The following is a 23,052-nucleotide window of genomic DNA, read 5'->3' on the forward strand; positions in this document are numbered from 1 at the left end:
ATTTCACCTCCGCTTAATACTTACGTATAGTTATAGGAAGAGAATTAAATAATTCTCTTCTTACATAGTTATGACATTTTGTTATGACACTTTCAATTTCTCCCGTCATATTTCCTATAACTCTAAGTATAAATCCATTTATCTCTAAGCTACTTATTCCAAAGCTTAAATTTAAATCTATATCTTCTAATTCTTTTCTTATGTTTTCTATAAATTCTTTCGTTATTCTTTTATCTATAACTAAGAGCGTTCCAAAATTTAAATATCCTTCTAAATAACCGATTCTATTTATATCATACTTACTTGGCTCTAAAACTAAATTATCTAATGCTACTAGCTTATCATTAAGGTATACATTAGTTTTTAGTTTTCCACTTTTATATTTAAAGTTTTCTCCATCTGGAGACCATCCTGCTGTTATACCGTCTGTATAAATCAAACTACTTTCTTCAGTCATATATACATTATTTACTTGCTTATATTTTGCATCTTTAAACAATATCACAGGATCGGTAATAAATTCTAAAATACTATTATCTTCTAATTTAATATGTGTTTCTTGATATGTTTCTAAATCATTTTCACATTTATATATCTTAGTAGATGCTTGAGATGTTATTATAGCTCTAGCATTTTCTTTTAATTCAATAGTATTTAAAAATTTTTCTCCTTCTACATATCCACCACCTATTTGCACTAAAAAATATGTAGAAATTTCTTCTCTGTCTAGATGGATAGTTGGAGAAACTCTCATTACTCCATCAAAAGCTCTCTTAGTTGTAATAGTTTTATCTCCACTTTTCTCTAAAACCAAATGAATATATCCATCAAATTCATTCTTTCTATCAGCTGCATTTAACATCTATATACCCTCTAATAGACAATGTTTCTTTATCCAATCAATAACTGTATTTATTCCTTCATCAGTTTTTAAATTAGTGAAAATAAACGTGTTTTCTTTTCTAAAGTTTAGAGTATCTTTTTTCATTATGTCTAAATCAGCACCAACATATGGTGCTAAATCTATTTTATTTATGATAAAAAGATCACTCTTTATCATTCCTTGCCCTGCTTTTCTTGGAATTTTTTCACCTTGGGCAACATCAATTATATAAATTGAGAAATCCACTAAATCCGGACTAAATGTAGCTGCTAAATTATCTCCTCCACTTTCTAAGAAAATAATATCTAAATCATCAAATCTATTTTTCAATTCTTCAATTGCTGAAAAATTCATTGATGCGTCTTCTCTTATTGCTGTATGTGGACATCCTCCAGTTTCTACTCCAATTACCCTATCTTCTGGTAATACAGAATTTTTAACCATAAACTTAGCATCTTCTTTTGTATAAATATCATTTGTTATAACCGCACATTTATAATCTTTATTTATTTGTCTTGTAACTCTTTCAATTAAAAGTGTTTTACCACTTCCAACTGGGCCACCAACACCTATAACTACTGGTCTCATATAAATCACCTCATTATTAAAATTTCTTATGACATAAATAATCTAAATATTAAAGTTTCATGTTGAATTTGTGCAAGTTCTATCCCTGGAACATTAGCTCCAAACATATCTTCATCAAATCCTTCTATAATTTCACTTAGCTCACAAAAACTCTCTGCACATTCTTTTAAAAGAATCTGCCCATCCTTTTGTCCTAACGGAATTGTTCTAACAGCATTTTGGATTAATGTAGATGCAGTACTATACATGTAATACTGAATTGCATTTTTATAATTAATTCCAAGTTCAAATAATAATATTCCAAATACTATCGCTGGATTTCCAAAGGCCTTTTTGGTCTTCATATCAGCTAAATATTTTTCAAGTCTTTTTGATTCATAAAGATCTAAAAATAATTCAGCCATTCTTCTAGCTACCAACTTATTTCCATTTCTAGTTTCAGCCGCCATACACTGTACAGTTATTCTTCTATCAAGTTCTAAAACTTTCTCATAATTTTCTTCTTCTAAATATCCATATAAAAGTTTTATAGAATAACCTTCACTATATATAAATTGATTCTTAAAAAACGCCTGTATCCACTCTCTGCAAGTATCTGTATTTTTTATCCTATCATCTCTTAAATATGTTTCCATTCCATAAGAGTGATTAAATGAACCTATTGGAAAGTTTGAATCACAAATTTGCATAATTTCTAGTATTTTAAGATTTTCTTTAATGTCTATGCATGAAATCAACATGTCTAAATGCCTCTTTTAAGTGTAAATTTTCCCTAACATATTTTATTCCATCATGTTTTAATCCCGTTTCTACAACAGAGTCATATTGAATTATCATTTCTCCATTTATAAATTGTGCTGGTAAATGCTTATTTCCAATTTCATGTGCTATTTTTCCCATCTCTGTCATATCTTTTGGTTTTATAACTAGAACATCTTCACTATTAATTTTTACAACTACTGCATTATGTCCATCATTAAATAATATATCTCCGTCTTTTAACTTGCTTCCATCTGTAAGTGAAATTCCATAGTCTTTTCCATGATCAGATTGAACTCTTATTATTCGCTTTAACATATCTTCATTGTCTAAGTAAATTTTTTCTACGTGACACCCTTCTAAGTTAGTGTTTTCTAAATTCCCTAACACTTTCTCTAATATCATTTTATCGCCTCTCCTTAAAAGTTAATTAATTTAGAATAAGAAATATCTTTGAGTTAATGGTAATGTTTCAGCTGGTTCACAAGTAGCAAGTTCTCCATTAATCTTTACATCATAAGTTTGTGGATCCACTTCTAATTTAGGCATTTCTCCATTAAGTTTCATATCTTTTTTAGTTAAATTTCTAATTCCTTTAACTGGAAGAACACATTTTTCTAAACCTAATTTTTCTTTAATTCCATGTTCATATGCATATTGAGAAACGAAAGTTATACAAGTTCTAGACATTGCTTTTCCATAGTATCCAAACATATTTCTTGGAATTTCTGGTTGACAAGTTGGTATAGATGCATTTCCTTCTCCATTTATAGCATTGCTAACCATTCCACCTTTGATTATTATCTTAGGTTTTACTCCAAAGAATGCTGGTTCATAAAGAACTAAATCAGCAACTTTTCCTTCTTCAACTGAACCTACATATTCATCTATTCCTTGAGCTATAGCTGGATTTATAGTATATTTAGCAACATATCTTTTAATTCTGTTGTTATCTGAATCCTCTTTATCCCCTTCCATAACTCCTCTTTGAACTTTCATTTTACTAGCTGTTTGCCAAGTTCTTGTAATAACTTCTCCGATTCTTCCCATAGCCATTGTATCTGAACTCATCATACTGAAAACTCCCATATCATGAAGTATATCCTCAGCAGCTATAGTTTGTTTTCTGATTCTTGAATCAGCAAAAGCTATATCCTCAGCAACTTTAGAATCTAAATGGTGACATACCATTAACATATCTAAATGTTCTGCTATTGTATTTTTTGTATATGGTTTTGTTGGGTTTGTAGATGCAGGTAATACATTTGGATAAGCTGCCATTTTTAATATATCTGGCGCGTGTCCTCCACCTGCTCCTTCTGTATGGAATGTATGAATACATCTTCCCTTTATAGCATCAATAGTATGCTCAACGAATCCACCTTCATTTAATGTATCTGTATGAATTGATACCTGAACATCATATTGATCTGCAGCTTGAAGAGAATATTCTATAGCTGATTTTGTAGCTCCCCAGTCTTCATGAATTTTTAATCCACAAGCTCCCGCTTCTATTTGCTCTCCATTAACTTCTAAATTAGCTCCGCTTCCTTTTCCTAAGAATCCCATGTTTATTGGAAGTCCTTCAGCAGCTTCAATCATTTTTTCAATATTCCAAGCTCCTGGTGTACATGTAGTTGCATTAGTTCCATCATTTGGTCCAGTTCCTCCACCAATGATAGTAGTGATTCCACCTTCTATAGCAACTCTTACTAAATCTGGATTAATATAATGTACGTGAGTATCTATTCCTCCAGCAGTTAAAATTAATCCTTCTCCAGCTAATGCTTCAGTACTAACTCCAACAATAAAATCTATATCATCCATTCCTAATGGATTTCCACCTTTTCCTATTGTATGGATCTTTCCATCTTTGATTCCAATATCAGCTTTATAAATTCCGTTATAATCAAGAATAGTTACTCCTGTTATAATTAAATCAACAACTTTAGGATTTTTTCTAGTTTCAATAGAGTTCTGACCCATACCATCTCTAAGAGATTTTCCTCCACCAAACTTACATTCATCTCCATAAACTGTTTTATCATCTTCAATTTCTAAAAATAAATCCGTATCTCCTAATCTTATTTTGTCACCTTTAGTTGGTCCAAAAAGATCAGAATAACGTTTTCTATCTAATTCCAAGCTCATTATTTACAAACCCCCTCATCTAAATATCCATCAACTTTATTATTTAATCCAAATACCCTTCTTACACCAGCAATATCTATTAATGCCACTTCTTTCTCATCTCCTGGCTCAAATCTTACTGCTGTACCAGCTGGAATATCCAATCTTTTTCCATATGATTTTTCTCTATCAAACTTTAATCCACAGTTTACTTCAAAAAAATGAAAGTGTGATCCTACTTGAACTGGTCTATCAGCTTCATTTTTAACTGTTATCTTTATAGCTTCTTTTCCTTTGTTATATTCTATAGTGCCTTCGGCTAATTTGATTTCACCTGGTATCATATCTAAACCCTCCTTTTATTATTGAATTGGATCATGTACTGTAACTAATTTAGTTCCATCTGGAAATGTTACTTCAACTTGCACTGTATGTAACATTTCTGGAATTCCTTCCATTACTTGATCCCTTTTTAATATTGTTCTTCCTTCATCCATTAAGTCAGTAACAGATTTCCCCTCTCTAGCACCCTCCATAATGTCATCAGTTATTAATGCTACAGATTCAGGATAGTTAAGTTTTAAACCTTTTTTCATTCTCTTTCTTGCTACCTCTGCTGCAACAACAATCATTAGTTTTTCTTGTTCACGCATTGTAATTCTCAAAGTCTATTCCTCCTAACTTTTTAACCCAAAATACATTTTTTGGCTTGTTTTTTTGAATATATTGCCATGCAAGTTTAATTCCCTAATAACTTCCCCGAAACTTTTGTCCATTATGCAAAAAAAAAAGAGAAAATTAAAAATTTTCTCTTTCTTTTCTAAATTAAATCAATCAAATTCTGCTTCTAATATATTTTCTTTAGCTATCTCAAAGCACCTTTTTATCTGCTCATAAGTATTTCTTCCTTCTGATAATTCTGGTAATTTTTCTAATAAAAAATAATTCATTTCTTCTGTCTCTATATTTTCTACAAAACCACCTTCTATTTCATCACATAGTACAAAAAACTTATATATTCCATAAGGACACGGTCTATCTATATGTTTTTTTCTATCATGTACTGCTAATATCCTTTTAGCTTTAGCTACTATTCCGGCTTCTTCTAATATTTCTTTTTCTACATTTTCTTTAATTGATAAATTAAACTCCGCCCATCCTCCTGGAAGAGCCCACTTTCCATCAATTTTTTCTTTCACTAACAAGATTTTACCTTCTTTAAATACGACTCCTCTAACATCTACTTTCGGTGTTTGATATCCTTCCTCATTACAAAATAAATCTTTTATAACTTTATTTTCTACTTCCGTATAACTACACATTATCTCTGCTGACAATTCTCTTATTCTATTAAATCTTTCTATATCAAATTTATCCTTAGAATAAGTTATTCCTGCTTGTGCTATACTCTGAAGTTCTTTTACCCATGTTAACCATTTTTCTTCCATCATGTCCCCTACTTTCTAAATTTTAAATTTCTTTATTACTATTTTTATTTCTCCACCTTTTTTATCTTCTCTATTTTTTATAATTACATATCCATCATGCTTTTTAGCTATAGAATCTACTATATATAACCCTAGTCCATGATGTTTTCCTACTTCTCTTTCTTTTCTTCCCATAAAAAATTTATTAGTAGCATTTTTTATTTCTTCTACCATAAATCCTTTTCCGCTATCTCTTATAGTGAATATAATATTTTCATCTTCTTCTTCTATATTTAAACTTATCTCTGAATTTTCTTTAGAATAATCTACCCCATTAGCTACAACATTTAAAATTGCTCTAATTAAACAATCTTTATTTCCATAAATTTCTTTTTCTTTAATATTATCATCTATTTTATATTCAATATTTTTTCTTATGCAAATCATCTTTATTTCATTTTCTATCTCTTTTAAAAATTCTTCTTTACTTATGAATTCCTTTTTAAAATCTATTTCTTTTTCTGACTTAGATATTTCCATAAGTCTTTCCATATATCGCTCTATCTTATTAGAATTTTTTAAAATATGTTCTATAGTTTCTATATCTTCTGTGTTTAAATCAGATTCTAACAATAACTCTGAATTTCCTTTTATAATTGTTAAAGGTGTTTTTATATCATGTGCTAATGCATTTATTCCATCTTCTTTTTCCTTCTCTAGTATCCATTGCTCTTTAAGTGATTTCTTCAATGCAATTTTCATATCATCAACAGAATCTAAAATATTATTAAATTCTTTTACTTTACCTTTTAATATTTCAAATTCTAAATCTTTATTTTTAATTTTTTCAGTTGCATCTAATAAAGGATACATTTCTCTTTTTAACATCTTACCAAATCTAATAGCTATAAATAATGTTGATCCTATTATTATTGCTATAATTAAAATATTTCCTATAATATTAGGATTAATAAATTTATTTAATTTAGGATTACCAAACTTTACTTCTATTCCATAAGCAACTACACATTCTCCATTTTTAAAATTTAACTTAGCATACTGCTCTCCTCCAAATAGTCTTTGTTTTTGAATATATTTTCCCTCTTTATATAGTATTGCATTATCTTTAATTTTACCTTGTACACTTCCATTTACTTTTCCATCATTATAAAAAAATAAAAATCCACAAGGATAAGGTATAATATCTTCATTAAATTCAATATTTTCAAATGATTTATTTTGTAATTTTAAAACTTCATTTTGTGCATAATTTGCAGGCAAGATAAATCCTGTTTCAAAGCTTCTCCAAAGTATAGTTCCTAGAATTCCAAACAATATTAGTAATAATAAAACTAACTTAATTAAATACTTTAAAAATATTAAATATAGTGTATTTTCTCTTTTTCTTACTCCCACTTATAGCCAATCCCCCATACTGTCTCTATTGGATTTTTTTCTTTCTTTTTTAATTTTGCTCTTATATTTTTTATGTGCTCTCTTATAGCACTATTATCACTTTCTTTATCATAACCATAAACTTGTACAAAAATCTGCTCTAAAGAAAATACTTGTCCTTTATTTTTAGCTAAATACTCACAAATACTATATTCACCTTTAGTTAATTTTATTTTTTCATCATTTAAATACAATTCCTTGGCTTTTAAATCAAATAAAAATTCATCTATACACAACCCATTACTATGTTCTCTCTGTTCTCTACGAATATGAGCCTTAACTCTTGCACGAAGCTCTATGATACTAAAAGGCTTTTTTATATAATCATCTCCACCAATAGAAAAACCTTCTACAATATCTTTCTCCATTCCTTTTGCTGTAATAAAAATTATTGGGCAGTCTACTAAATTCCGAATTTCTTTACATAGGGAAAAGCCATCTATTTCTGGCATCATAACATCTAAAAGAATTAAGTTAAAATCTTTCAATTTTTCTTTTTCTATATTTTTCGGATTAGTTCTTATATGAATTTCATAGCCTTCTTTTGTTAATGCTCTTTTTATCAAATTACATATTTCTTCTTCATCATCAACAACTAAAATTCTCCCTTTAATCATCCCATTTTCTTCCTTCCCATTTTTTTATAAAGATAGCTCCAAATAATATCAAAACAGATATATATGTTATTACAGTTAGCCATAGCTTCTCTGAAAACATCTCCCTATTTGCTCCTAATATAATATAGTTAGATATTCTTCCCGCATATGCCCAAGGTATATATGTCCATATATTATCACCAAGCCCAGTTTGCATTAATCCATAAATTAAAATTCCAATTATCCCTACTCCTATATTAACTCCTTTTCCCCAAAATAAAACTACCAAAAATTGTACTATATATAAAATTATACTACTCAAAATCATTATAATTATTAATTTAAAGTAAAGTTCTAAGGGAACTCCATTAGAGAAAAAAATACTTAATCCTAAAAAAGTAATAATAATTGCTACAATTCCAAATAAAAAAATAACTACTAATTTACTTATATACGGAATACACTTATTTCCTGGACTTGTTAAAAAATTTTGGAAGTTCCCCCCTTCTTCCTGTTCACACATAAATTGCATTACTAATGCAATAATTATTGGTAATCCCATTCCTATAACTTCTGCACATATTGAAAGCTTATTTATATTCTCTGATAATAACTCGTTACTAGAATATACTCTAAAATAGACTATAAACACTACTATAGTAATTATTGGAGTCAAAATATGAAGCATAAAATTTTTACTATGAATCATTTTATAAAAATCCATTTTCAAATATTTAAAAAACATATTATACCTCCTGATTTTTAAAAAGTTTAGCCGTTACATATGTAACTATAATAAATAATATTATTGTTATTAAAACACCAATTCCTATAACATTCCTATTTAAAAGTTTGCTTCCTTCTTCTACTGATAATCCATTTGGTAATACACTAATTGTTGCACACATTAACCTTGCTGGAATAGAAAAAGGAATCCACCAAAACCATTTTATTGCTACAAATATACTACATCCAAAATTACAAATTAAACTCAGAATTAAAACTAATCCACTGTTCATTTTACTTCCTATAAACATCCATAATGGAATTTGCCATGCAAATGTTATAAATAATACTAAACTTGCTAGAAATTCATTTAAAATAGATATTGTTTGTCCATATAAAGCTCCTACTAACCCACATCCTAAAAAAAGAATTATATTCATAATTCCTAAGTAAATAACACCTAAAATAACTTTACTTATCCAAAGCTTTTCTTTATTTTCTATTACACCAAACAAGCCATGAAAATTTCTTTTTTTATCCTTTGAAACTATTGCTGTAGATATAATAGTTAAGCTTGCTGGTAGTAATAAGATATACCAATTATTATAAGTAAAGTTTTGAAAATATTTTCCTGCCATAAGTGCAAATGCTAATAAAATATTTATTATTGGTGCTATTAATATAAGCTTTTTTTGAAAACTTCTTTTTTCCTTTAGCCATTCTGATCTAATTAACCCCTTCATTTTATGCCCCCGCCTTTCTTACAACTTCCATAAATAAACTTTCTAAATCTTTACTTTTATCTATTTTCCCCTCATATCCTAATTTTCCTTTTGCGATAATTCCTATATAATCTGCTATATGTTCAATTTCAGATAATATATGACTAGAAACTATTACAGTAATCCCCTTTTCCGGAAATGATAAAATCAATTCTCTAAGTTCATTTATGCCTATTGGATCTAATCCATTTGTAGGCTCATCTAAAATAAGTAATTTAGGATTATTTAATAAAGCTAATGCAATTCCAAGCCTCTGCTTCATTCCCATAGAGAATTTTCCCGCTTTCTTTTTTCCAGTTTCTTGAAGCCCTACTATTTTCAAAACTTCATCTATTCTTTCTTCTGATAAATCATATAATAGAGTTCTTACTTTCAAATTCTCCCTTGCAGTTAATTTTTCATAAATAGGTGCTTCCTCTATTAATGCTCCAATTTCTAATAAATCTTTGCGTATCCACTCTCTACCTTTATAAAAGACTTTTCCTTCTGTCTTATTAATCATTCCTGTTAATATTTTAAGTAATGTTGATTTGCCTGCTCCATTTGGTCCAAGTAATCCATAAATACAACTCTCTGGAATATTAATTTCTATCCCATCATTCACTTTCTCTTTCCCATATCTTTTAGTTAACCCTTTTGTTTTTATAATATATTCCATTTAAATCATCCTTTCTTTTTTATATTGATAGTATAAAAAAACTTTATAAGGATTTTATAAGGATTTTCCACAAAAAAAATAAGGACTTATTAGTCCTCATCTACAAATCCCCTATATATTTTATATCTATGTTTTCTCCATCTTCTATTTTTCTATATAATTCATGAGTTTCATTTGAATCATTTGTTGAAATTAAATAATTTTCATTTGGAGTTTCTATATATATTCCACTTCCTTCATTACTCATGGATATTACTTTAATATTTTTATTATATAATTTAAAAATCTCATTTTTTTCTTTGCTTTTATCTATATTATCTTCATTACTTAAGTTATATTTTTTTAAATATTCAACATTCTCTACATCTTTCATGTTAATGTTAATCTGCTTTTCATTTCCTAACTGTACTGTTAATTTATTATTGTTTTTCTGTATTTTCAAATCTGGTTTATTAAAGATCATCACTATACTAATACTAAGTACTATAATTACTCCTATTATGCATATTCCTATCATTACAGCTCTTTGTCTCAAACTAACACCTTCTTTAACATAAACTTTTTCTAATTATAAAATTTACTCTTTCTTTACGCATAATGATTCTTACTTTAATTATAAACCTTTTTTTATGGACTTTTCTCCTTTTATTAAATTTAACTGTTTATTTAAACTAATAAATATGGCAGTAAAGCTATTTACTTTACTGCCATATCTTATTTTTTCATATATTCACTTATATTTGCTTTTTCATTAATACATCCTTCAATTTCACCCTTTTTACAAGTTAAAATTGTTGTAACTCCAGGTCCATGTCCTGCCTTTACACAGTCACTATGAACTATTACACCAATGCTAATAGCTCCTTTCAAGTATCCTCTTCCAAAGCTATTATCACAGTCCTCTAATAAAACTATGTCTCCAAACTTTAATTTATCTAAACCTAATCTCTTTATTTCTTCCATATCACCAGTCATAATATCATAGTCTCCACTATATCCATTTCCTGAACCCATTCCTGAACCCATTAAATATGGTGGAACTTTTGCAACAACTGGAACTTTAATTTTTCCTGCTACTTCTTCAATTCCTAATTTTTCAAATAATTCTGGATCTATACTCATCACATGAACATCTTCATGATTTTCTATTTTCAATCCTTGTCCGTAAGCTTTAATCATTATTTTGTCATCAATAGATAATTTTTCTAAAATTTCTTCATTAAAATATATTAAAACATGATTTATTCCACCATGCATTCCTGTAACATATCCTTTTTCTCCTTTAGCATCACCTGTAATAATCTTAGCCTCATTTCCAACACATGCAAATGTCATTAATGCTGCATTCTCTTCCTTAATTTCATTTCTAACTGATACTCCTGGTTCAACATGATCTCCTGCCCATCCAAAAGCAGAGTCTCCAACTTTAACATTATAAGAAATTCCGCCTGTTGCTGGTAAAATCATAGGAACTCCTTCATGAGTTATTCTATACCCACCACCTATCGGATGATGAACTTTTCCCATTACAGACCATTTAACAACTTTTTCTTTATTCGTTTTTATCATTTTTTCACCTCAACATTTAAATTTATACCTTTTATTATACTACTTTAATTTAAATGTTTTATAAGAATATTTATAAACTAAAGTTATAGCTGTTAAAATATATATTACTGTTAGTACAATAATTATTATAGTAAAAATTATTGTTGTTTCTCTAACTTGAAGACATATATATGCAAATATACTAATTACCATAGTTCCAAAAGTATAAATAGGACTTTTCACTTTTAATTGTGCTGTATATGGTTGAGCTATATAATATAAAAATAAATAATGAACTGCAAAGAAAATCCCAAGAGTTATAATACTTATAAATATTGGAGTGTATTCTATTATACTTCCACCTGATGCTATAAAAATTGTTCCTAGCCCTATTCCTAATATAGATACTGGAATAAGCTCTAGTACTATACATATTTTTAATCTACTTTTAAAATTATCTAATATAACTTTCGGTTCAGTATAAAACTTATGTCTAAGTAAACTGTTGTCACAGTTAAAGAAAAAAGCTTTTGTAATCTTTTCTCCAATAGAACTTGCATATACTACAAAAACTAAAAATCCTGAAGAACTTAATATTATTTTCTGGACTGATTCCTTATTCTCTACGAAAAATATTGTTCCTATTAAACCTATAAGAAAAATCCCAATAAAAAGGATAGCTCTTCTTTTTATTGGATTAAATATTATTCTTTTATGTCGTTCCATAAATTTAAAGTTTAAATAATCAATACCTTCTTTATCTCTATATTTATCATTTATCAAATCTTTAGTGTTTATTTTCTTTTCATTTATTTTAACATCCATAAATGCAGCATCTTTTACACCATCATTTATCTTTTCCATATCACTTTTACTTAAAATAACTTTAGCTAAAATATTATATTTTTTATATCTAAAAATTTGTATTAATGAAATTACTCCTAATACTGTAATTATTAATATAACTTTTTTAGATAATAATATCTCCCTAAAATTGAATACTACTCCTATAAATGGTGTTCCAAATGTAATTATCCAAATTCCAAGTATTCCAACCATTACTTTTGGCGATTTATTTAATAATTTAAAGTTAACCTTCTCCATAATTATTAAATGCATATATTGTCCTATTGCTCTAACCAATATAAGCAATATAGTTATTAGAACTGCTCCTTTTAATGAAACATCTAAAAATGTTATTGGTATTATAAAATAGATTAAATACTCTGTGTACTCATATATTATTTTGCTTTTATAGTATTCACTTGCATTAAATCTCATTAAATTTATCATATAGAAATCTTTTTGCAATTCCATTCCAACATTATTATCTATAATAGGCCCCACTATAAAACTTAAAAAGAAAAATATCTGAAATTCTATAAGTGCTGCACTTATTCCTGTTTTCTCTTGAATAAAAATAGCTGGCAATATAACTATGAAAAATATATATAAAAATTTCGATATAATTCCAAATGCAAAACTTACTATTCTTACAAAATAGCTTAGCCACTTTTTAAATCTTATTTTGCTATACCAGTTTTCAGATATATCTCCTATTATAGGTATTTTAGAAATATAATAAATCCACATATTCATTTTTTCATAAAGCTGTATTTCTGAAGTTTTAAAGAAGGTCCTAAACATTAGTTTCCTCCTTTAAAATATCCATTATCCTATCTTGGAAATCAGGCTCTTTTAAAATATTATTATCTATTAGCTCTAACTTTCCATCTTTTAAAACAACTAGTTCATCACATAAATCTGTTGCAAGTTGAAGTATGTGTGTTGAAAAAATTAAAATATGATCTTTCTTTATTTCCTTAAGTAAACTTTTTATTTCCAATGCTACTATAATATCAAATGATGTTAATGGCTCATCTAATAAAATAACATTTGGTTTAGTAATTAAGTAACATAACATTTGCACTTTATTTTTCATCCCAAAAGAATAGGACTTTATTAACTTATGCTTATCCTCTTCTTCAATTTTTATAAAATCTAAATATTCATCAACAGATTTTAAACCTTTTATTCTCTTCTTATTTACATCTACATAAAACTTTATAAACTCAAATCCTGTTAAAAATTCTGGAAGTACTGGGTCTGAATAAACATATCCAATCTTACTTGAGTCAGCTTTTTCAAGCACTTCATTTTCATCTATTAAACTTACTTCTCCTGTATCAATATTTACTTCCTCTGCTATACAATTAAAAAGTGTAGTTTTTCCTGCCCCATTTCGCCCAAGTAACCCATAAATTTTTCCTTTTTCAAAAGTAAAATCTACATCCTTTAATATTCTTTTCCCTCCAAAACTTTTACTAATTCCCCTTAAAACCAATTTCATATAATCTCCACCTCTCATATAGATTATTTCATATAGCCTATTTTTTTACAACTTAAAAATTCTTCAAAAAAAGCATCCTAAAATTTCTTTAGGATGGCTTCTCTTCATTTAATTTCCCTTTAATGTTTTCTCTTTTTCTACCATTTTTTCATAACGCTCAATTTTAAAATCTAACCTTTTTAAAGTTTCCTGTAACTCCGCTATTTTATTTATCAAATCTTTTCTTTGCCCTTGAAGAATTTCTTTTCTTTGATCTACAGTTTTATCTCCCTTTTTTGATAAATCTACATATTCAATTAAAGTTTCAATAGGAAGCCCTGCACCTCTCATACATTTTATGTACTCAACCCATCTGCAATCTTCTTCATTGTAATCTCTAATCCCATTTTTACTTCTATTTACTGGAGGTATTAAACCTATTTTTTCATAATATCTAAGTGTATCTTGTGATATTTCATACATTTTACTTACATCATTAATTTTCATTTATCATAAACACCCTTCCCATATTAAGTCTTTTTAATTACTTAATACAAAATAATAAAATTCACCTTACTAAGTAAATTTTATATTCATTTTTGAATAATGTCTACTTAGTAAGATGAACTTCCTATTCTCTATTTATTTTTAATTTTTTCAATTAAAATTTTTTAAATCTTTTTTCGCCATTAAATTTAGGCTTCTTATTTTCATTTACTCTTGTATTTTTTTCTGTATTAGACTTTGCTTTCTTTTCTGTAGTTCCTTTTGTCTTCTCTACGGCTACTTTTGTTTTCTTTTCCCCATTAGGATTTGATTTTTTATATCCATTTCCTTTTGAGTTTCTAGTAGATTTCCCTTGATTATTTCTATTTGGATATCTTCTTCCATTATTAGATTTCTTTTCTTCTACCTTTTTCTCTACCACTGGTTCTGGTCTGTCAAATTCAGTTCCTTCTATAACAGGGATTTTCTTACCTATAGTTTTTTCTATGTCTCTTAATTCATTTCTTTCTTCTACATCACAAAAAGATAATGAAACTCCACTATTTCCTGCTCTTCCTGTTCTTCCAATTCTATGTACATAAGTTTCTGGAATATCTGGTAAATCATAATTTATTACATGTGATAATTCTTCTACATCTATTCCTCTTGCTGCTATATCTGTCGCAACTAAAACTTTAATTTTACCTTCTTTAAAGTTACTTAATGCAAGTTGTCTAGCATTTTGAGATTTATTACCATGAATTGCTGCTGATTCTATTCCTATTTTATCTAAATCTTTAACTACAGTATTTGCTCTATGTTTTGTTTTAGTAAATACTAAAAGTGATCTTATATCTTCATTTTTTATAATATGTGCTAAAAGATGTTTTTTATCTTTTTTATCTACAAAATATAATCCTTGAGTAACAGTATCTACAGTTGATGATTCTGGTGTAATTTCTACTTTTACAGGTTTTACAAGTATTTCATTTACAAGCTTCATTACTGATTTTGGCATTGTTGCTGAGAATAAAATATTTTGTCTCTTCCTTGGTAGTTTACTTATTATTTTTTTTACATCATGAACCATTCCCATATCAAACATACGATCTGCTTCATCTAATACTAAGTAATCTACATTACTTAAATCTACAAATTTTTGATTTATTAAATCTAATAATCTTCCTGGAGTTGCAATAAGTATATCTACTCCTGATTTTAACTTTCTTGTTTGTGGCTTTTGTGATACTCCACCAAATATAACTGTAGTTTTTATATCTACGTATTTACTATATAATTCAAAGTTTTCATTTATTTGAATTGCAAGTTCTCTTGTAGGTGCCAGTACTAATGCCTTTATGATTTTTTTCTCTTTATCTTCTTTAATCATATTTTGTAATACAGGTATTGCAAATGAAGCTGTCTTTCCTGTTCCTGTTTGTGCACATCCTAATAAATCTTTTCCTTTTAATAAATGTGGTATTGCTTCCCCTTGTATTGGTGTTGGTTTTTCATATCCAACTTCTTTTATAGCCTTTTCAATTGGCTCTATTATATTTAAATCTTTAAATAACATTTAATCTCCTTCATAATAAGCATATTCTTATTAACTCTTATTTTTTACAAACAAATAGAGACATCATATATAAGGACAAAATCCTACATATTTATAGTGTCTCTTTATAACTATAATAATACTCTATTAGGAAACTTGCAAATTTTTCATATAAAATTTTACTTTTTAAGCTAATTTTATATATCTCTTTTCTCTTTTGCTTATTTTTTTAGTATTTTTATATAAATTCCTTCATTTCCTATTCTATAGGCATCTTCGTTTAACTTTTCAATCTTATTTGATTTCTCTGATGAGCTAAATTTTTTATTATCTATAATAACAGTTGGATTTACAACTCTTATTTTTTGTTTCTGATAAATATTATATTCTATATTATTTTTTTCTAATTCAACTTCATTTTCTAAGGAATTTATTAGCTCTAATACTTCTTTTGATTTTGAATTTTTAAGCTTATTATATATAAATTCATCATCTTCTAAAAAATCTATTAATTTTATCTCCTTAAGTTCTAGAGAAATTTTCAACGCTTTTTTTAATATATCATTTGCATAAATATTTAATGGGTGTGCGAAGCAGTCCATTACAAGTTTACAATATACTTCTACAAACCATTCTGCATAACATATATCTTTTATAACTATTTCTCCATCTATTACAATTAAATCATCTACAAAGCCTTTTGCTTCATCAATAGTTATATGCTCATATGTAATCATATCTCTTAATGTGTAATCAACTCTATCTGCACAAAGTTTAGGTAAAGATTTTTCTAATATCGTCCACTTTTCTTCATTAAATAGAATATCTCTAAAATCATATCCGTAACTTTCTATTATCTTTGGAATTTCTGATTTCTCTATAATTCCATCATATATTTTTTCATGATAATCTTCCTCTTTATTTTCCAAAACATAATCTATCATATGTGAAAAAGCTGTATGAGACACATCATGTAAAAGTCCTGCTATTTGTTCTTCTATAGAACCGCCTAACTTTCTTATTAATAGCATTACTCCAATAGAATGATCATATCTTGTCCCATTCCATTTAGAATTTACTAAGTAACTTGCTCCACCTTGATGTATTCTTTTTAATCTCTGAACTTCTCTTGTATCTATAATATCACTTAATACATCTTCTATCTGGAATTCTCCATAAATTAAATCTTTAATCATTTCACTCCCCCTATATATTTATATAGTATTACTATATTTTATCCTTTTTACATTTTAAAAACCAGCCTTATTATTTTCCTTTTTCTTGAAAAATAAGTAGTTTTTAAAAACTCTTTATGTTATAATAAATATTATAATTCATTTAAGAAAGAAGGGGAAATTTTATGATTATTTTAACTACACCAAACTATCCTGGAAAAGAAATTTTAGAAGTTAAAGGACTTGTTGTTGGAAGTACTATTCAATGTAAAAATGTTGGTCGTGATATTGGTTCTGCCTTTAAAAACCTTGTTGGTGGAGAAATGGTAGCCTATAAAGAAATGCTTGATGAATCTAGAAAAATTGCTATAGATCGAATGATTGCTGAAGCAGAAAAACTTGGTGCTAATGCAATTATTGGTTTTGAACTTGGATCATCTGCTATCATTCAAGGTGGTGCTGAAATAGTTGCTTATGGAACTGCTGTTTCAATATTAAATTAAATTTTCTTATAAAAAAGAGAGTGATATCACTCTCTTTTAAAATGTTTTATATTATTCTTCTAACATTATTTCTAATATTTCTTTATCAGTTTCTTTCATTCCATCTTTTCCCAATCTTCCTACGGCTCCAATAGTTTCTTCTATTGTATCTTTAACGATTCCTGTTAATGGATCATAAGCTTGATTTGCCATTGCTAAGTGATGACTCATTAAAGCAGCATCAAGGCTTGTCGCTATTTTAGCTGCACAAGAAGCTTTTGCTCCATCACAAACTATTCCTGATATATTTGCAAGAGTATTAGTTACCGTTTTATTTATTTGTTCTAAAGTACCATCCTTTAAATATGTTATAGCTGCTCCACTTGCACACCCTGCACTTACAGCTCCACAAAAGGCTGATAATCTTCCTATTCCTGTTTTTTGATGTATAGTCATTAAATTTGCAAAAACTAATCCTCTATATAATTGTTCTTCTGATAAATGATTTTCTTTACAATAAACTATAACTGGAATTGATGATGTCATTCCTTGATTTCCTGAACCTGAGTTTGTCATAACAGGAAGAGAACTTCCACTCATTCTTGCTTCTGAAGCTGCTGCTGCATATGCTTTAAGTTTAGTTTCTATAGTATTTGGATAACTTTCTAAAATAACCTTTCCTATACCTATTCCATAAGCCCCTTTAAGTCCTTCTTCTGCAATTGTTATATTATAATCTATTTGAGTATCTAGAAGTTCTTTAATATCTTCAAGTGGAACTGTGTTTGCATACTCATAAATTTTTTCTACGCTTAAAATTCCTCTATCTATAAAGACACCTAAGTATTTATCTTTGTCCTCAACAGCCTTAAATAAATCTTCTCCCTTTCTAGTTTCTCTAACTATGTTGTTATGAGCATATTTTATTTCTACTTCACTAGAATCTCCATTATCTAAAAAAGCTTTAACTATTAAATGTAATTGTACATCTGTATCTAAAAGATTTACTATACAATAATCACCATTAACAAGTTCTTTTGCTTTTTCTATACTGTCTTTATCAACTTCATTTATTACTTCTAATCCCTTTTCTGCTCTTCCTGCAAGTGCTCCTATGACTGCACTAGCCTTTATCCCTATAAGATTTCCAGTATTCGGAACTGTTACACATTTTGCATTTTTGATTATATTTCCACTACATAAAACTTCTATTCTATGTGGCATTTGTCCTAAAATTTCTCTCGCTTTAGCACTTCCTAAGGCTATTGCAATTGGTTCTGTACATCCCATAGCTGGAACTAACTCTTCTTTTAATATTTGTAAATAGTCTTTATACATGCTTTCGTTCATCATTTTAACTTGTTCCTCTTTCTTGTTTTTATTTAAATTATAACAAACTTTTTAATCCTTGTGGACAAAAAGCTTTTCTATTTATTCTTTAAACTATTTTTAAGTAAAACTAGTCTTATCTTATCATAACCTATATCATTAGATACCTCATTTTTTATTGGTGTTAACTTAGAATATCCAACTTTCTCACAAGCTTCTAGAATAGTTTTTTCTTCTTCCTCTGTAAACAATCCTTCAAAATCTATCTCAAAGTCTAATTCATCTTCTGAAATAAATGTTTCTATATGTCCCACTATCGTTCCTACAGTACTTCCTCTTTCTATAGAGACTTCTTTTAAAGTTTGACCGTCTCTTAGCATATTTATTGAAATTTGATATGATTTTTCTTTTGTACTCTTGCTTTTAGTGCCTTTTTTTTCTTTTGTTCCCGTAGCTCTCTTATTTGATTCAAATGCAAATTCTACATTAAGATTTTTTTCTTCTATATATTCTTTTATCTTCTCAATAAATTTATCTCCATATTTTAAAGCTTTCTTCTCACCTACACCACTAATATCTAAGAATTGTTCTTTAGTTTGTGGCATTCTAGTACTAAATTCTTTTAATGTGCTATCCCCAAATACTAAGTATGGTGGAACTCCCTCCTCATTTGCTAAGTATGCTCTAAATCCTCTTAAAATAGAGAATAAATCATTATCAGCTTTAAGTTTCTTAGCCTTTCTAGCCTCTTTAAATAATACTTTTTCTTCACCTTTAATTACTTTTAGTGAATTTTTATTTGGTGTTACTACTGGGAATTCTCCCCCATAATTTATATATCCATGAGATATTAATGTATTTATAAAATCTTTTAATTCATCTTTTGTATAATCTTTTACTATTCCGTATGTTGTTAATTCATTTAAACCTTGTTCCACAAGCTTTTTATTTTTTGATCCTCTTAAAACTTCTACAATTACACCTATTCCAAAAGGTCTCTTCATTCTATATACACAAGAAATAACTTTTTGAGCATCTACAGTCTTATCTAAAAGTTCTCCTTCAAAAAGACAGTTACTACAATTTTCACAATCTTCTTCTCTTTCTTCTCCAAAATAATTTAATATATATTTTTTATAACAGTCATTTGAATAAACTAAATCTATCATATTTTGAAGTTTTTCAAGTTCATTTCTCTTTCTAAAAGGATTCGTAGTTCCTGCTTCTATAATATATTTTTGTGTTTGTACATCTCCTGGAGAAAATAATAAAATACATTCTGACTTTTCTCCGTCTCTTCCTGCTCTACCTATCTCTTGATAGTATCCTTCTATATTTTTAGGCATATTATAATGAATTACATATCTTATATTAGGTTTATCTATTCCCATTCCAAATGCATTTGTTGCAATCATTACCTCTGCTCTATCATATATAAAATCTTCTTGATTTTGTTTTCTATCCATATCTGAAAGCCCAGCATGATAGCTTAATGCTTTTATATTATTTTTATTTAATAACTCACATAATTTATCAACATCTTTTCTTGTAGAACAATATATTATTCCACTTTCACCTTTATTTGCTTCTATATAATCTAATATATAAAGATTTTTGCTTACGCCTCTTTCTATAGTTAATTTTAAATTTTCTCTATCAAAACCTGAAATAAATATTTTAGGCTCTTGTAAATTAAGACTAACTAAGATGTCATCTCTAACTTCCTTTGTTGCTGTTGCTGTGAATGCTGTTATTACTGGTCTTTTAGGTAATGCATCTATAAAGTTACTTATTCTCTTATAACTACTTCTAAAGTCATGTCCCCATTGTGAAACACAGTGAGCTTCATCTATTGCAATTTGACTTACCTTTATTTCTTTTATTATATTTAAAAATTCATTGCCTTCTAGTCGTTCTGGTGCTACATAAAGAATTTTTATTTCTCCCGTTCTTATTCTAAAGTAGACCTCTTGAATCTCTATATTAGAAAGACTTGAATTGATATATGCACTTTCTATTCCTAATGAATTTAATGCATCTACTTGGTCTTTCATAAGCGAAATTAAAGGTGAGATAACTATAGAAAGTCCTTCCATTGCAATAGCAGGAACTTGGTAACATATCGATTTTCCTCCACCTGTAGGCATTATAGCTAAAACATCTTTTCCACTTATAATATTGTCTATTATTTCTTTTTGACCTTTTCTAAATTCTTTATATCCATAATACTTACTTAAAATTTCATTTATATTATCCAAAAAAACACTCCTTTTTATTTTAAAGCTTTTCCACTTTTACTTAATATAATCATTTTATCATATCCCTTTAATCTTTTATAAAATATATTTAAGCAAAATAAAAGGTGCTATCTTATCTGCACCTTTTACTTTATCTGAATTTTATTTTAAAATATTAGTTTTATTTAACTCTAATTCTTTTGTTTTATTTATTATTTTTTCATAGATTTTAAGAATATGTGGTTCTCCTATGACATATTTCGAAATTTCATCTATATTGATCCATTTCACACCGCTATTCTCATCTAATTTCGCTATAAGCTTCTCATCTTCACTACATTCAAAAATATAAGCTATATTTAAATGAAGATGTGATGATACATATGCACCATTTTTCATGTGTCCATTTACTGTAATAACATCTAATGCCATTATTTCATCTGTAATAGCCTTAGGATTTTTAACACCTGTTTCTTCCATAAGTTCTTTTTTAGCAACTTTAAAGAAGTCTTCATCTCCATCCATATGACCACCTGTCCATGCCCATGTATTATAAATATTATGATAAATCATAAGTGTCTTCGTTCTTTCCTTATTAAAAACAAAGGCTGAAGCAGTAAAGTGACAAACATAATTTTGTCTAGTTAAAGTATCCTCAAAATTATTTATACATTGTTTAAATAATGCCTTATCATTAACTTCTTGCTCGTTAATTGGTTCATAATTTCTTATTACTTCTATATATCCCATATTTCCTCCTTCAGTCAATTCAAAACTTTTAAATTAAAATTTTATTTCTTGATTAAAACTTTATTATACAATAAAAAAAAATTGTTGCAAATTTATTTTAACTTTTAAATTTGCAACAACCTAATATTAAAACTCTTTGTTTACAGTTCCCATACCTTCTTCTACAACTAATATCTCTTCCTCTAATTTTGGATTTATAGCTTTTACAAAAAGATTTAAGAAGTTAAATAGTACATAAAATATTACTCCTGTTGCTATAAATATTTCTACATCCCCTAGAATTCTAAATCCATTGCTTAAAAGCATATGTCCAACAAATAATTTGCTCATTTTCAAACTAGCTACCACACTGATTGCAAGTGGGAATGTTAAAGCTGCATATGTTGGTGCAAAACCTTTTTTAATGAATCCTATAATATATGTATAAACTAATCCTAAGTTAAATAGTGATGTTACTGCTAAAAAGCTTAAAAGTATCATATTTGGTGTATGTGTTATTGTTAAATATCCAGCGATACAAAGGCTTGCTGGAGCTGCCATAATTCCTATAGTTGGCATTTTATGATCTTCAACTTTTTCTCTGTGCCAAAACATTCTATAACCCATTACTGGCCAAGTTACTACATAAAAGAATATTCCAAAGTAACAAAGGAATTTTGCTATTCCATCAAATCCCATTCCTGGACTTGCTACTGTTCCTACTACCATTCCTATCCAAACTACAAACCAACTTGGAACCATATCTTTAAAATTATGTTCTTTAATTCTTATAAAGAAAAATACTAAAAATATTATAAAGTGAAATGCTACTGCAAAAAGCCAAATTCCTTTTGCTAAGTGTGGTACAAAACTTACTATAGTTGAAGCTATTAAAAATAGTGCCATATCAATTGTAGGATAAAAACTTCCTAAGACAGGATTTTTAATTTCTTCAGCTACCCTTTTAGGAAACATTATTGCTCTTACTAACATTAATGTTAAAGCTCCTATTGCTATGATAACTGATATTGGTTTTAAAAAATCTATTCCAAAGCCCTTCCATGCATTACTGATTGTCATAAATGCAAGAACTGTGCCGCATATTCCTATTGGGTAATTTTCTAGTTTATTTAATTGTTTCTTTACTTCCATCATCTTTTCCTCCTGCGTTTTAATTA

General features: G+C 27.8%; 24 protein-coding genes and 1 pseudogene. 1 reads left to right on the top strand and 24 read right to left on the bottom strand.

All coding sequences use genetic code 11. The features are described 5' to 3' along the window. Positions 1-13 precede the first annotated feature (13 nt). From Q0W06_RS00665 to Q0W06_RS00760, 20 genes and pseudogenes are all read right to left on the bottom strand, one after another. Positions 14-862 (bottom strand): urease accessory protein UreD, encoded by an 849-nt coding sequence (locus tag Q0W06_RS00665; protein WP_297629929.1) that lies wholly within the window; start codon positions 860-862, stop codon positions 14-16. After that, the gene (gene ureG, locus Q0W06_RS00670; protein WP_297629932.1) at positions 863-1,471 is read right to left on the bottom strand and encodes an urease accessory protein UreG; all 609 of its coding nucleotides are present in this window, start codon (positions 1,469-1,471) and stop codon (positions 863-865) included. A 26-nt stretch (positions 1,472-1,497) separates the two neighbouring features. Then, positions 1,498-2,211, bottom strand: a complete 714-nt coding sequence (locus tag Q0W06_RS00675) for an urease accessory protein UreF (protein WP_297629935.1) — start codon at positions 2,209-2,211, stop codon at positions 1,498-1,500. Next, complete coding sequence (locus Q0W06_RS00680) at positions 2,186-2,635, bottom strand: urease accessory protein UreE (RefSeq protein WP_297629937.1); 450 nt, start codon at positions 2,633-2,635, stop codon at positions 2,186-2,188. The genes Q0W06_RS00675 and Q0W06_RS00680 overlap by 26 nt, the downstream gene beginning before the upstream one ends. A 30-nt stretch (positions 2,636-2,665) precedes the next feature. Continuing rightward, on the bottom strand, positions 2,666-4,381 hold the full coding sequence (gene ureC, locus Q0W06_RS00685; protein ID WP_297629939.1) for an urease subunit alpha: 1,716 nt from the start codon (positions 4,379-4,381) through the stop codon (positions 2,666-2,668). After that, positions 4,381-4,704, bottom strand: a complete 324-nt coding sequence (locus Q0W06_RS00690) for an urease subunit beta (RefSeq protein WP_297629941.1) — start codon at positions 4,702-4,704, stop codon at positions 4,381-4,383. Before Q0W06_RS00690 ends, ureC begins: the two co-directional genes overlap by 1 nt. A gap of 18 nt (positions 4,705-4,722) precedes the next feature. Continuing rightward, positions 4,723-5,025: an urease subunit gamma gene (locus Q0W06_RS00695; protein WP_297629944.1), complete on the bottom strand. Its 303-nt coding sequence runs from the start codon at positions 5,023-5,025 to the stop codon at positions 4,723-4,725. 165 nt (positions 5,026-5,190) lie between these two features. Continuing rightward, the gene (locus tag Q0W06_RS00700; protein WP_297629946.1) at positions 5,191-5,808 is read right to left on the bottom strand and encodes an NUDIX hydrolase; all 618 of its coding nucleotides are present in this window, start codon (positions 5,806-5,808) and stop codon (positions 5,191-5,193) included. 15 nt (positions 5,809-5,823) lie between these two features. Then, complete coding sequence (locus Q0W06_RS00705) at positions 5,824-7,203, bottom strand: HAMP domain-containing sensor histidine kinase (RefSeq protein ID WP_297629949.1); 1,380 nt, start codon at positions 7,201-7,203, stop codon at positions 5,824-5,826. Then, on the bottom strand, positions 7,194-7,859 hold the full coding sequence (locus Q0W06_RS00710) for a response regulator transcription factor (RefSeq protein ID WP_297629951.1): 666 nt from the start codon (positions 7,857-7,859) through the stop codon (positions 7,194-7,196). The genes Q0W06_RS00705 and Q0W06_RS00710 overlap by 10 nt, the downstream gene beginning before the upstream one ends. Continuing rightward, positions 7,852-8,583, bottom strand: coding sequence for a lantibiotic immunity ABC transporter MutG family permease subunit (locus Q0W06_RS00715; RefSeq protein ID WP_297629953.1), 732 nt, complete (start codon positions 8,581-8,583; stop codon positions 7,852-7,854). Before Q0W06_RS00715 ends, Q0W06_RS00710 begins: the two co-directional genes overlap by 8 nt. A gap of 1 nt (position 8,584) precedes the next feature. After that, positions 8,585-9,307: a lantibiotic immunity ABC transporter MutE/EpiE family permease subunit gene (locus tag Q0W06_RS00720; RefSeq protein ID WP_297629956.1), complete on the bottom strand. Its 723-nt coding sequence runs from the start codon at positions 9,305-9,307 to the stop codon at positions 8,585-8,587. 1 nt (position 9,308) lies between these two features. Continuing rightward, positions 9,309-10,004: a lantibiotic protection ABC transporter ATP-binding protein gene (locus tag Q0W06_RS00725; RefSeq protein ID WP_297629959.1), complete on the bottom strand. Its 696-nt coding sequence runs from the start codon at positions 10,002-10,004 to the stop codon at positions 9,309-9,311. Positions 10,005-10,104: 100 nt separating this feature from the next. Then, a complete protein-coding gene (locus Q0W06_RS00730) occupies positions 10,105-10,539 on the bottom strand; it encodes a hypothetical protein (RefSeq protein WP_297629962.1) in 435 nt (144 codons plus the stop codon). A gap of 179 nt (positions 10,540-10,718) precedes the next feature. Then, positions 10,719-11,573, bottom strand: coding sequence for a DUF4438 domain-containing protein (locus Q0W06_RS00735; RefSeq protein ID WP_297629965.1), 855 nt, complete (start codon positions 11,571-11,573; stop codon positions 10,719-10,721). A gap of 39 nt (positions 11,574-11,612) precedes the next feature. After that, positions 11,613-13,199 carry a hypothetical protein gene (locus Q0W06_RS00740; protein ID WP_297629967.1) on the bottom strand — a complete coding sequence of 529 codons (1,587 nt, stop codon included), beginning with the start codon at positions 13,197-13,199 and terminating at the stop codon, positions 11,613-11,615. Beyond that, positions 13,192-13,902, bottom strand: coding sequence for an ABC transporter ATP-binding protein (locus Q0W06_RS00745; RefSeq protein WP_297629970.1), 711 nt, complete (start codon positions 13,900-13,902; stop codon positions 13,192-13,194). The genes Q0W06_RS00740 and Q0W06_RS00745 overlap by 8 nt, the downstream gene beginning before the upstream one ends. A 108-nt stretch (positions 13,903-14,010) precedes the next feature. After that, on the bottom strand, positions 14,011-14,388 hold the full coding sequence (locus tag Q0W06_RS00750) for a MerR family transcriptional regulator (RefSeq protein ID WP_297629971.1): 378 nt from the start codon (positions 14,386-14,388) through the stop codon (positions 14,011-14,013). A 448-nt stretch (positions 14,389-14,836) separates the two neighbouring features. Next, positions 14,837-15,943 (bottom strand): annotated as a pseudogene (locus tag Q0W06_RS00755) (DEAD/DEAH box helicase); the annotation flags it as partial. A 200-nt stretch (positions 15,944-16,143) separates the two neighbouring features. Next, positions 16,144-17,118: an HD domain-containing protein gene (locus Q0W06_RS00760; protein ID WP_297629975.1), complete on the bottom strand. Its 975-nt coding sequence runs from the start codon at positions 17,116-17,118 to the stop codon at positions 16,144-16,146. A gap of 164 nt (positions 17,119-17,282) precedes the next feature. Here Q0W06_RS00760 and Q0W06_RS00765 point away from each other — a divergent pair, with 164 nt between their 5' ends. Further along, on the top strand, positions 17,283-17,600 hold the full coding sequence (locus tag Q0W06_RS00765) for a heavy metal-binding domain-containing protein (protein ID WP_297629977.1): 318 nt from the start codon (positions 17,283-17,285) through the stop codon (positions 17,598-17,600). 51 nt (positions 17,601-17,651) lie between these two features. Here the strand turns inward: Q0W06_RS00765 and Q0W06_RS00770 are convergent, their stop codons facing one another. The 4 genes from Q0W06_RS00770 to Q0W06_RS00785 form a co-directional block, all read right to left on the bottom strand. Then, positions 17,652-18,932, bottom strand: coding sequence for an L-serine ammonia-lyase, iron-sulfur-dependent, subunit alpha (locus Q0W06_RS00770; protein WP_297629980.1), 1,281 nt, complete (start codon positions 18,930-18,932; stop codon positions 17,652-17,654). 74 nt (positions 18,933-19,006) lie between these two features. Beyond that, complete coding sequence (gene recQ, locus Q0W06_RS00775) at positions 19,007-21,166, bottom strand: DNA helicase RecQ (RefSeq protein WP_297629983.1); 2,160 nt, start codon at positions 21,164-21,166, stop codon at positions 19,007-19,009. Positions 21,167-21,307: 141 nt separating this feature from the next. After that, positions 21,308-21,895, bottom strand: coding sequence for an NUDIX hydrolase (locus Q0W06_RS00780; protein WP_297629986.1), 588 nt, complete (start codon positions 21,893-21,895; stop codon positions 21,308-21,310). A gap of 126 nt (positions 21,896-22,021) precedes the next feature. Further along, positions 22,022-23,029, bottom strand: a complete 1,008-nt coding sequence (locus Q0W06_RS00785; protein WP_297629989.1) for a TDT family transporter — start codon at positions 23,027-23,029, stop codon at positions 22,022-22,024. Positions 23,030-23,052 lie beyond the last annotated feature (23 nt).

It is taken from the genome of uncultured Clostridium sp. (genome assembly GCF_947072515.1).
GTDB lineage: Bacteria > Bacillota > Clostridia > Clostridiales > Clostridiaceae > Clostridium.

Bases quoted from the DNA above. Each gene is read 5' to 3' on its own strand.
- Q0W06_RS00690 (WP_297629941.1), bottom strand. From the start codon at position 4,704: ATGATACCAGGTGAAATCAAATTAGCCGAAGGCACTATAGAATATAAC.
- Q0W06_RS00710 (WP_297629951.1), bottom strand. From the start codon at position 7,859: ATGATTAAAGGGAGAATTTTAGTTGTTGATGATGAAGAAGAAATATGT.
- Q0W06_RS00780 (WP_297629986.1), bottom strand. From the start codon at position 21,895: ATGGGATATATAGAAGTAATAAGAAATTATGAACCAATTAACGAGCAA.
- Q0W06_RS00745 (WP_297629970.1), bottom strand. From the start codon at position 13,902: ATGAAATTGGTTTTAAGGGGAATTAGTAAAAGTTTTGGAGGGAAAAGA.
- Q0W06_RS00680 (WP_297629937.1), bottom strand. From the start codon at position 2,635: ATGATATTAGAGAAAGTGTTAGGGAATTTAGAAAACACTAACTTAGAA.
- ureC (WP_297629939.1), bottom strand. From the start codon at position 4,381: ATGAGCTTGGAATTAGATAGAAAACGTTATTCTGATCTTTTTGGACCA.
- Q0W06_RS00725 (WP_297629959.1), bottom strand. From the start codon at position 10,004: ATGGAATATATTATAAAAACAAAAGGGTTAACTAAAAGATATGGGAAA.
- Q0W06_RS00675 (WP_297629935.1), bottom strand. From the start codon at position 2,211: ATGTTGATTTCATGCATAGACATTAAAGAAAATCTTAAAATACTAGAA.
- ureG (WP_297629932.1), bottom strand. From the start codon at position 1,471: ATGAGACCAGTAGTTATAGGTGTTGGTGGCCCAGTTGGAAGTGGTAAA.
- Q0W06_RS00720 (WP_297629956.1), bottom strand. From the start codon at position 9,307: ATGAAGGGGTTAATTAGATCAGAATGGCTAAAGGAAAAAAGAAGTTTT.
- Q0W06_RS00735 (WP_297629965.1), bottom strand. From the start codon at position 11,573: ATGATAAAAACGAATAAAGAAAAAGTTGTTAAATGGTCTGTAATGGGA.
- Q0W06_RS00715 (WP_297629953.1), bottom strand. From the start codon at position 8,583: ATGTTTTTTAAATATTTGAAAATGGATTTTTATAAAATGATTCATAGT.
- Q0W06_RS00760 (WP_297629975.1), bottom strand. From the start codon at position 17,118: ATGATTAAAGATTTAATTTATGGAGAATTCCAGATAGAAGATGTATTA.
- Q0W06_RS00700 (WP_297629946.1), bottom strand. From the start codon at position 5,808: ATGGAAGAAAAATGGTTAACATGGGTAAAAGAACTTCAGAGTATAGCA.
- Q0W06_RS00665 (WP_297629929.1), bottom strand. From the start codon at position 862: ATGTTAAATGCAGCTGATAGAAAGAATGAATTTGATGGATATATTCAT.
- Q0W06_RS00765 (WP_297629977.1), top strand. From the start codon at position 17,283: ATGATTATTTTAACTACACCAAACTATCCTGGAAAAGAAATTTTAGAA.
- Q0W06_RS00785 (WP_297629989.1), bottom strand. From the start codon at position 23,029: ATGATGGAAGTAAAGAAACAATTAAATAAACTAGAAAATTACCCAATA.
- Q0W06_RS00770 (WP_297629980.1), bottom strand. From the start codon at position 18,932: ATGATGAACGAAAGCATGTATAAAGACTATTTACAAATATTAAAAGAA.
- Q0W06_RS00740 (WP_297629967.1), bottom strand. From the start codon at position 13,199: ATGTTTAGGACCTTCTTTAAAACTTCAGAAATACAGCTTTATGAAAAA.
- Q0W06_RS00750 (WP_297629971.1), bottom strand. From the start codon at position 14,388: ATGAAAATTAATGATGTAAGTAAAATGTATGAAATATCACAAGATACA.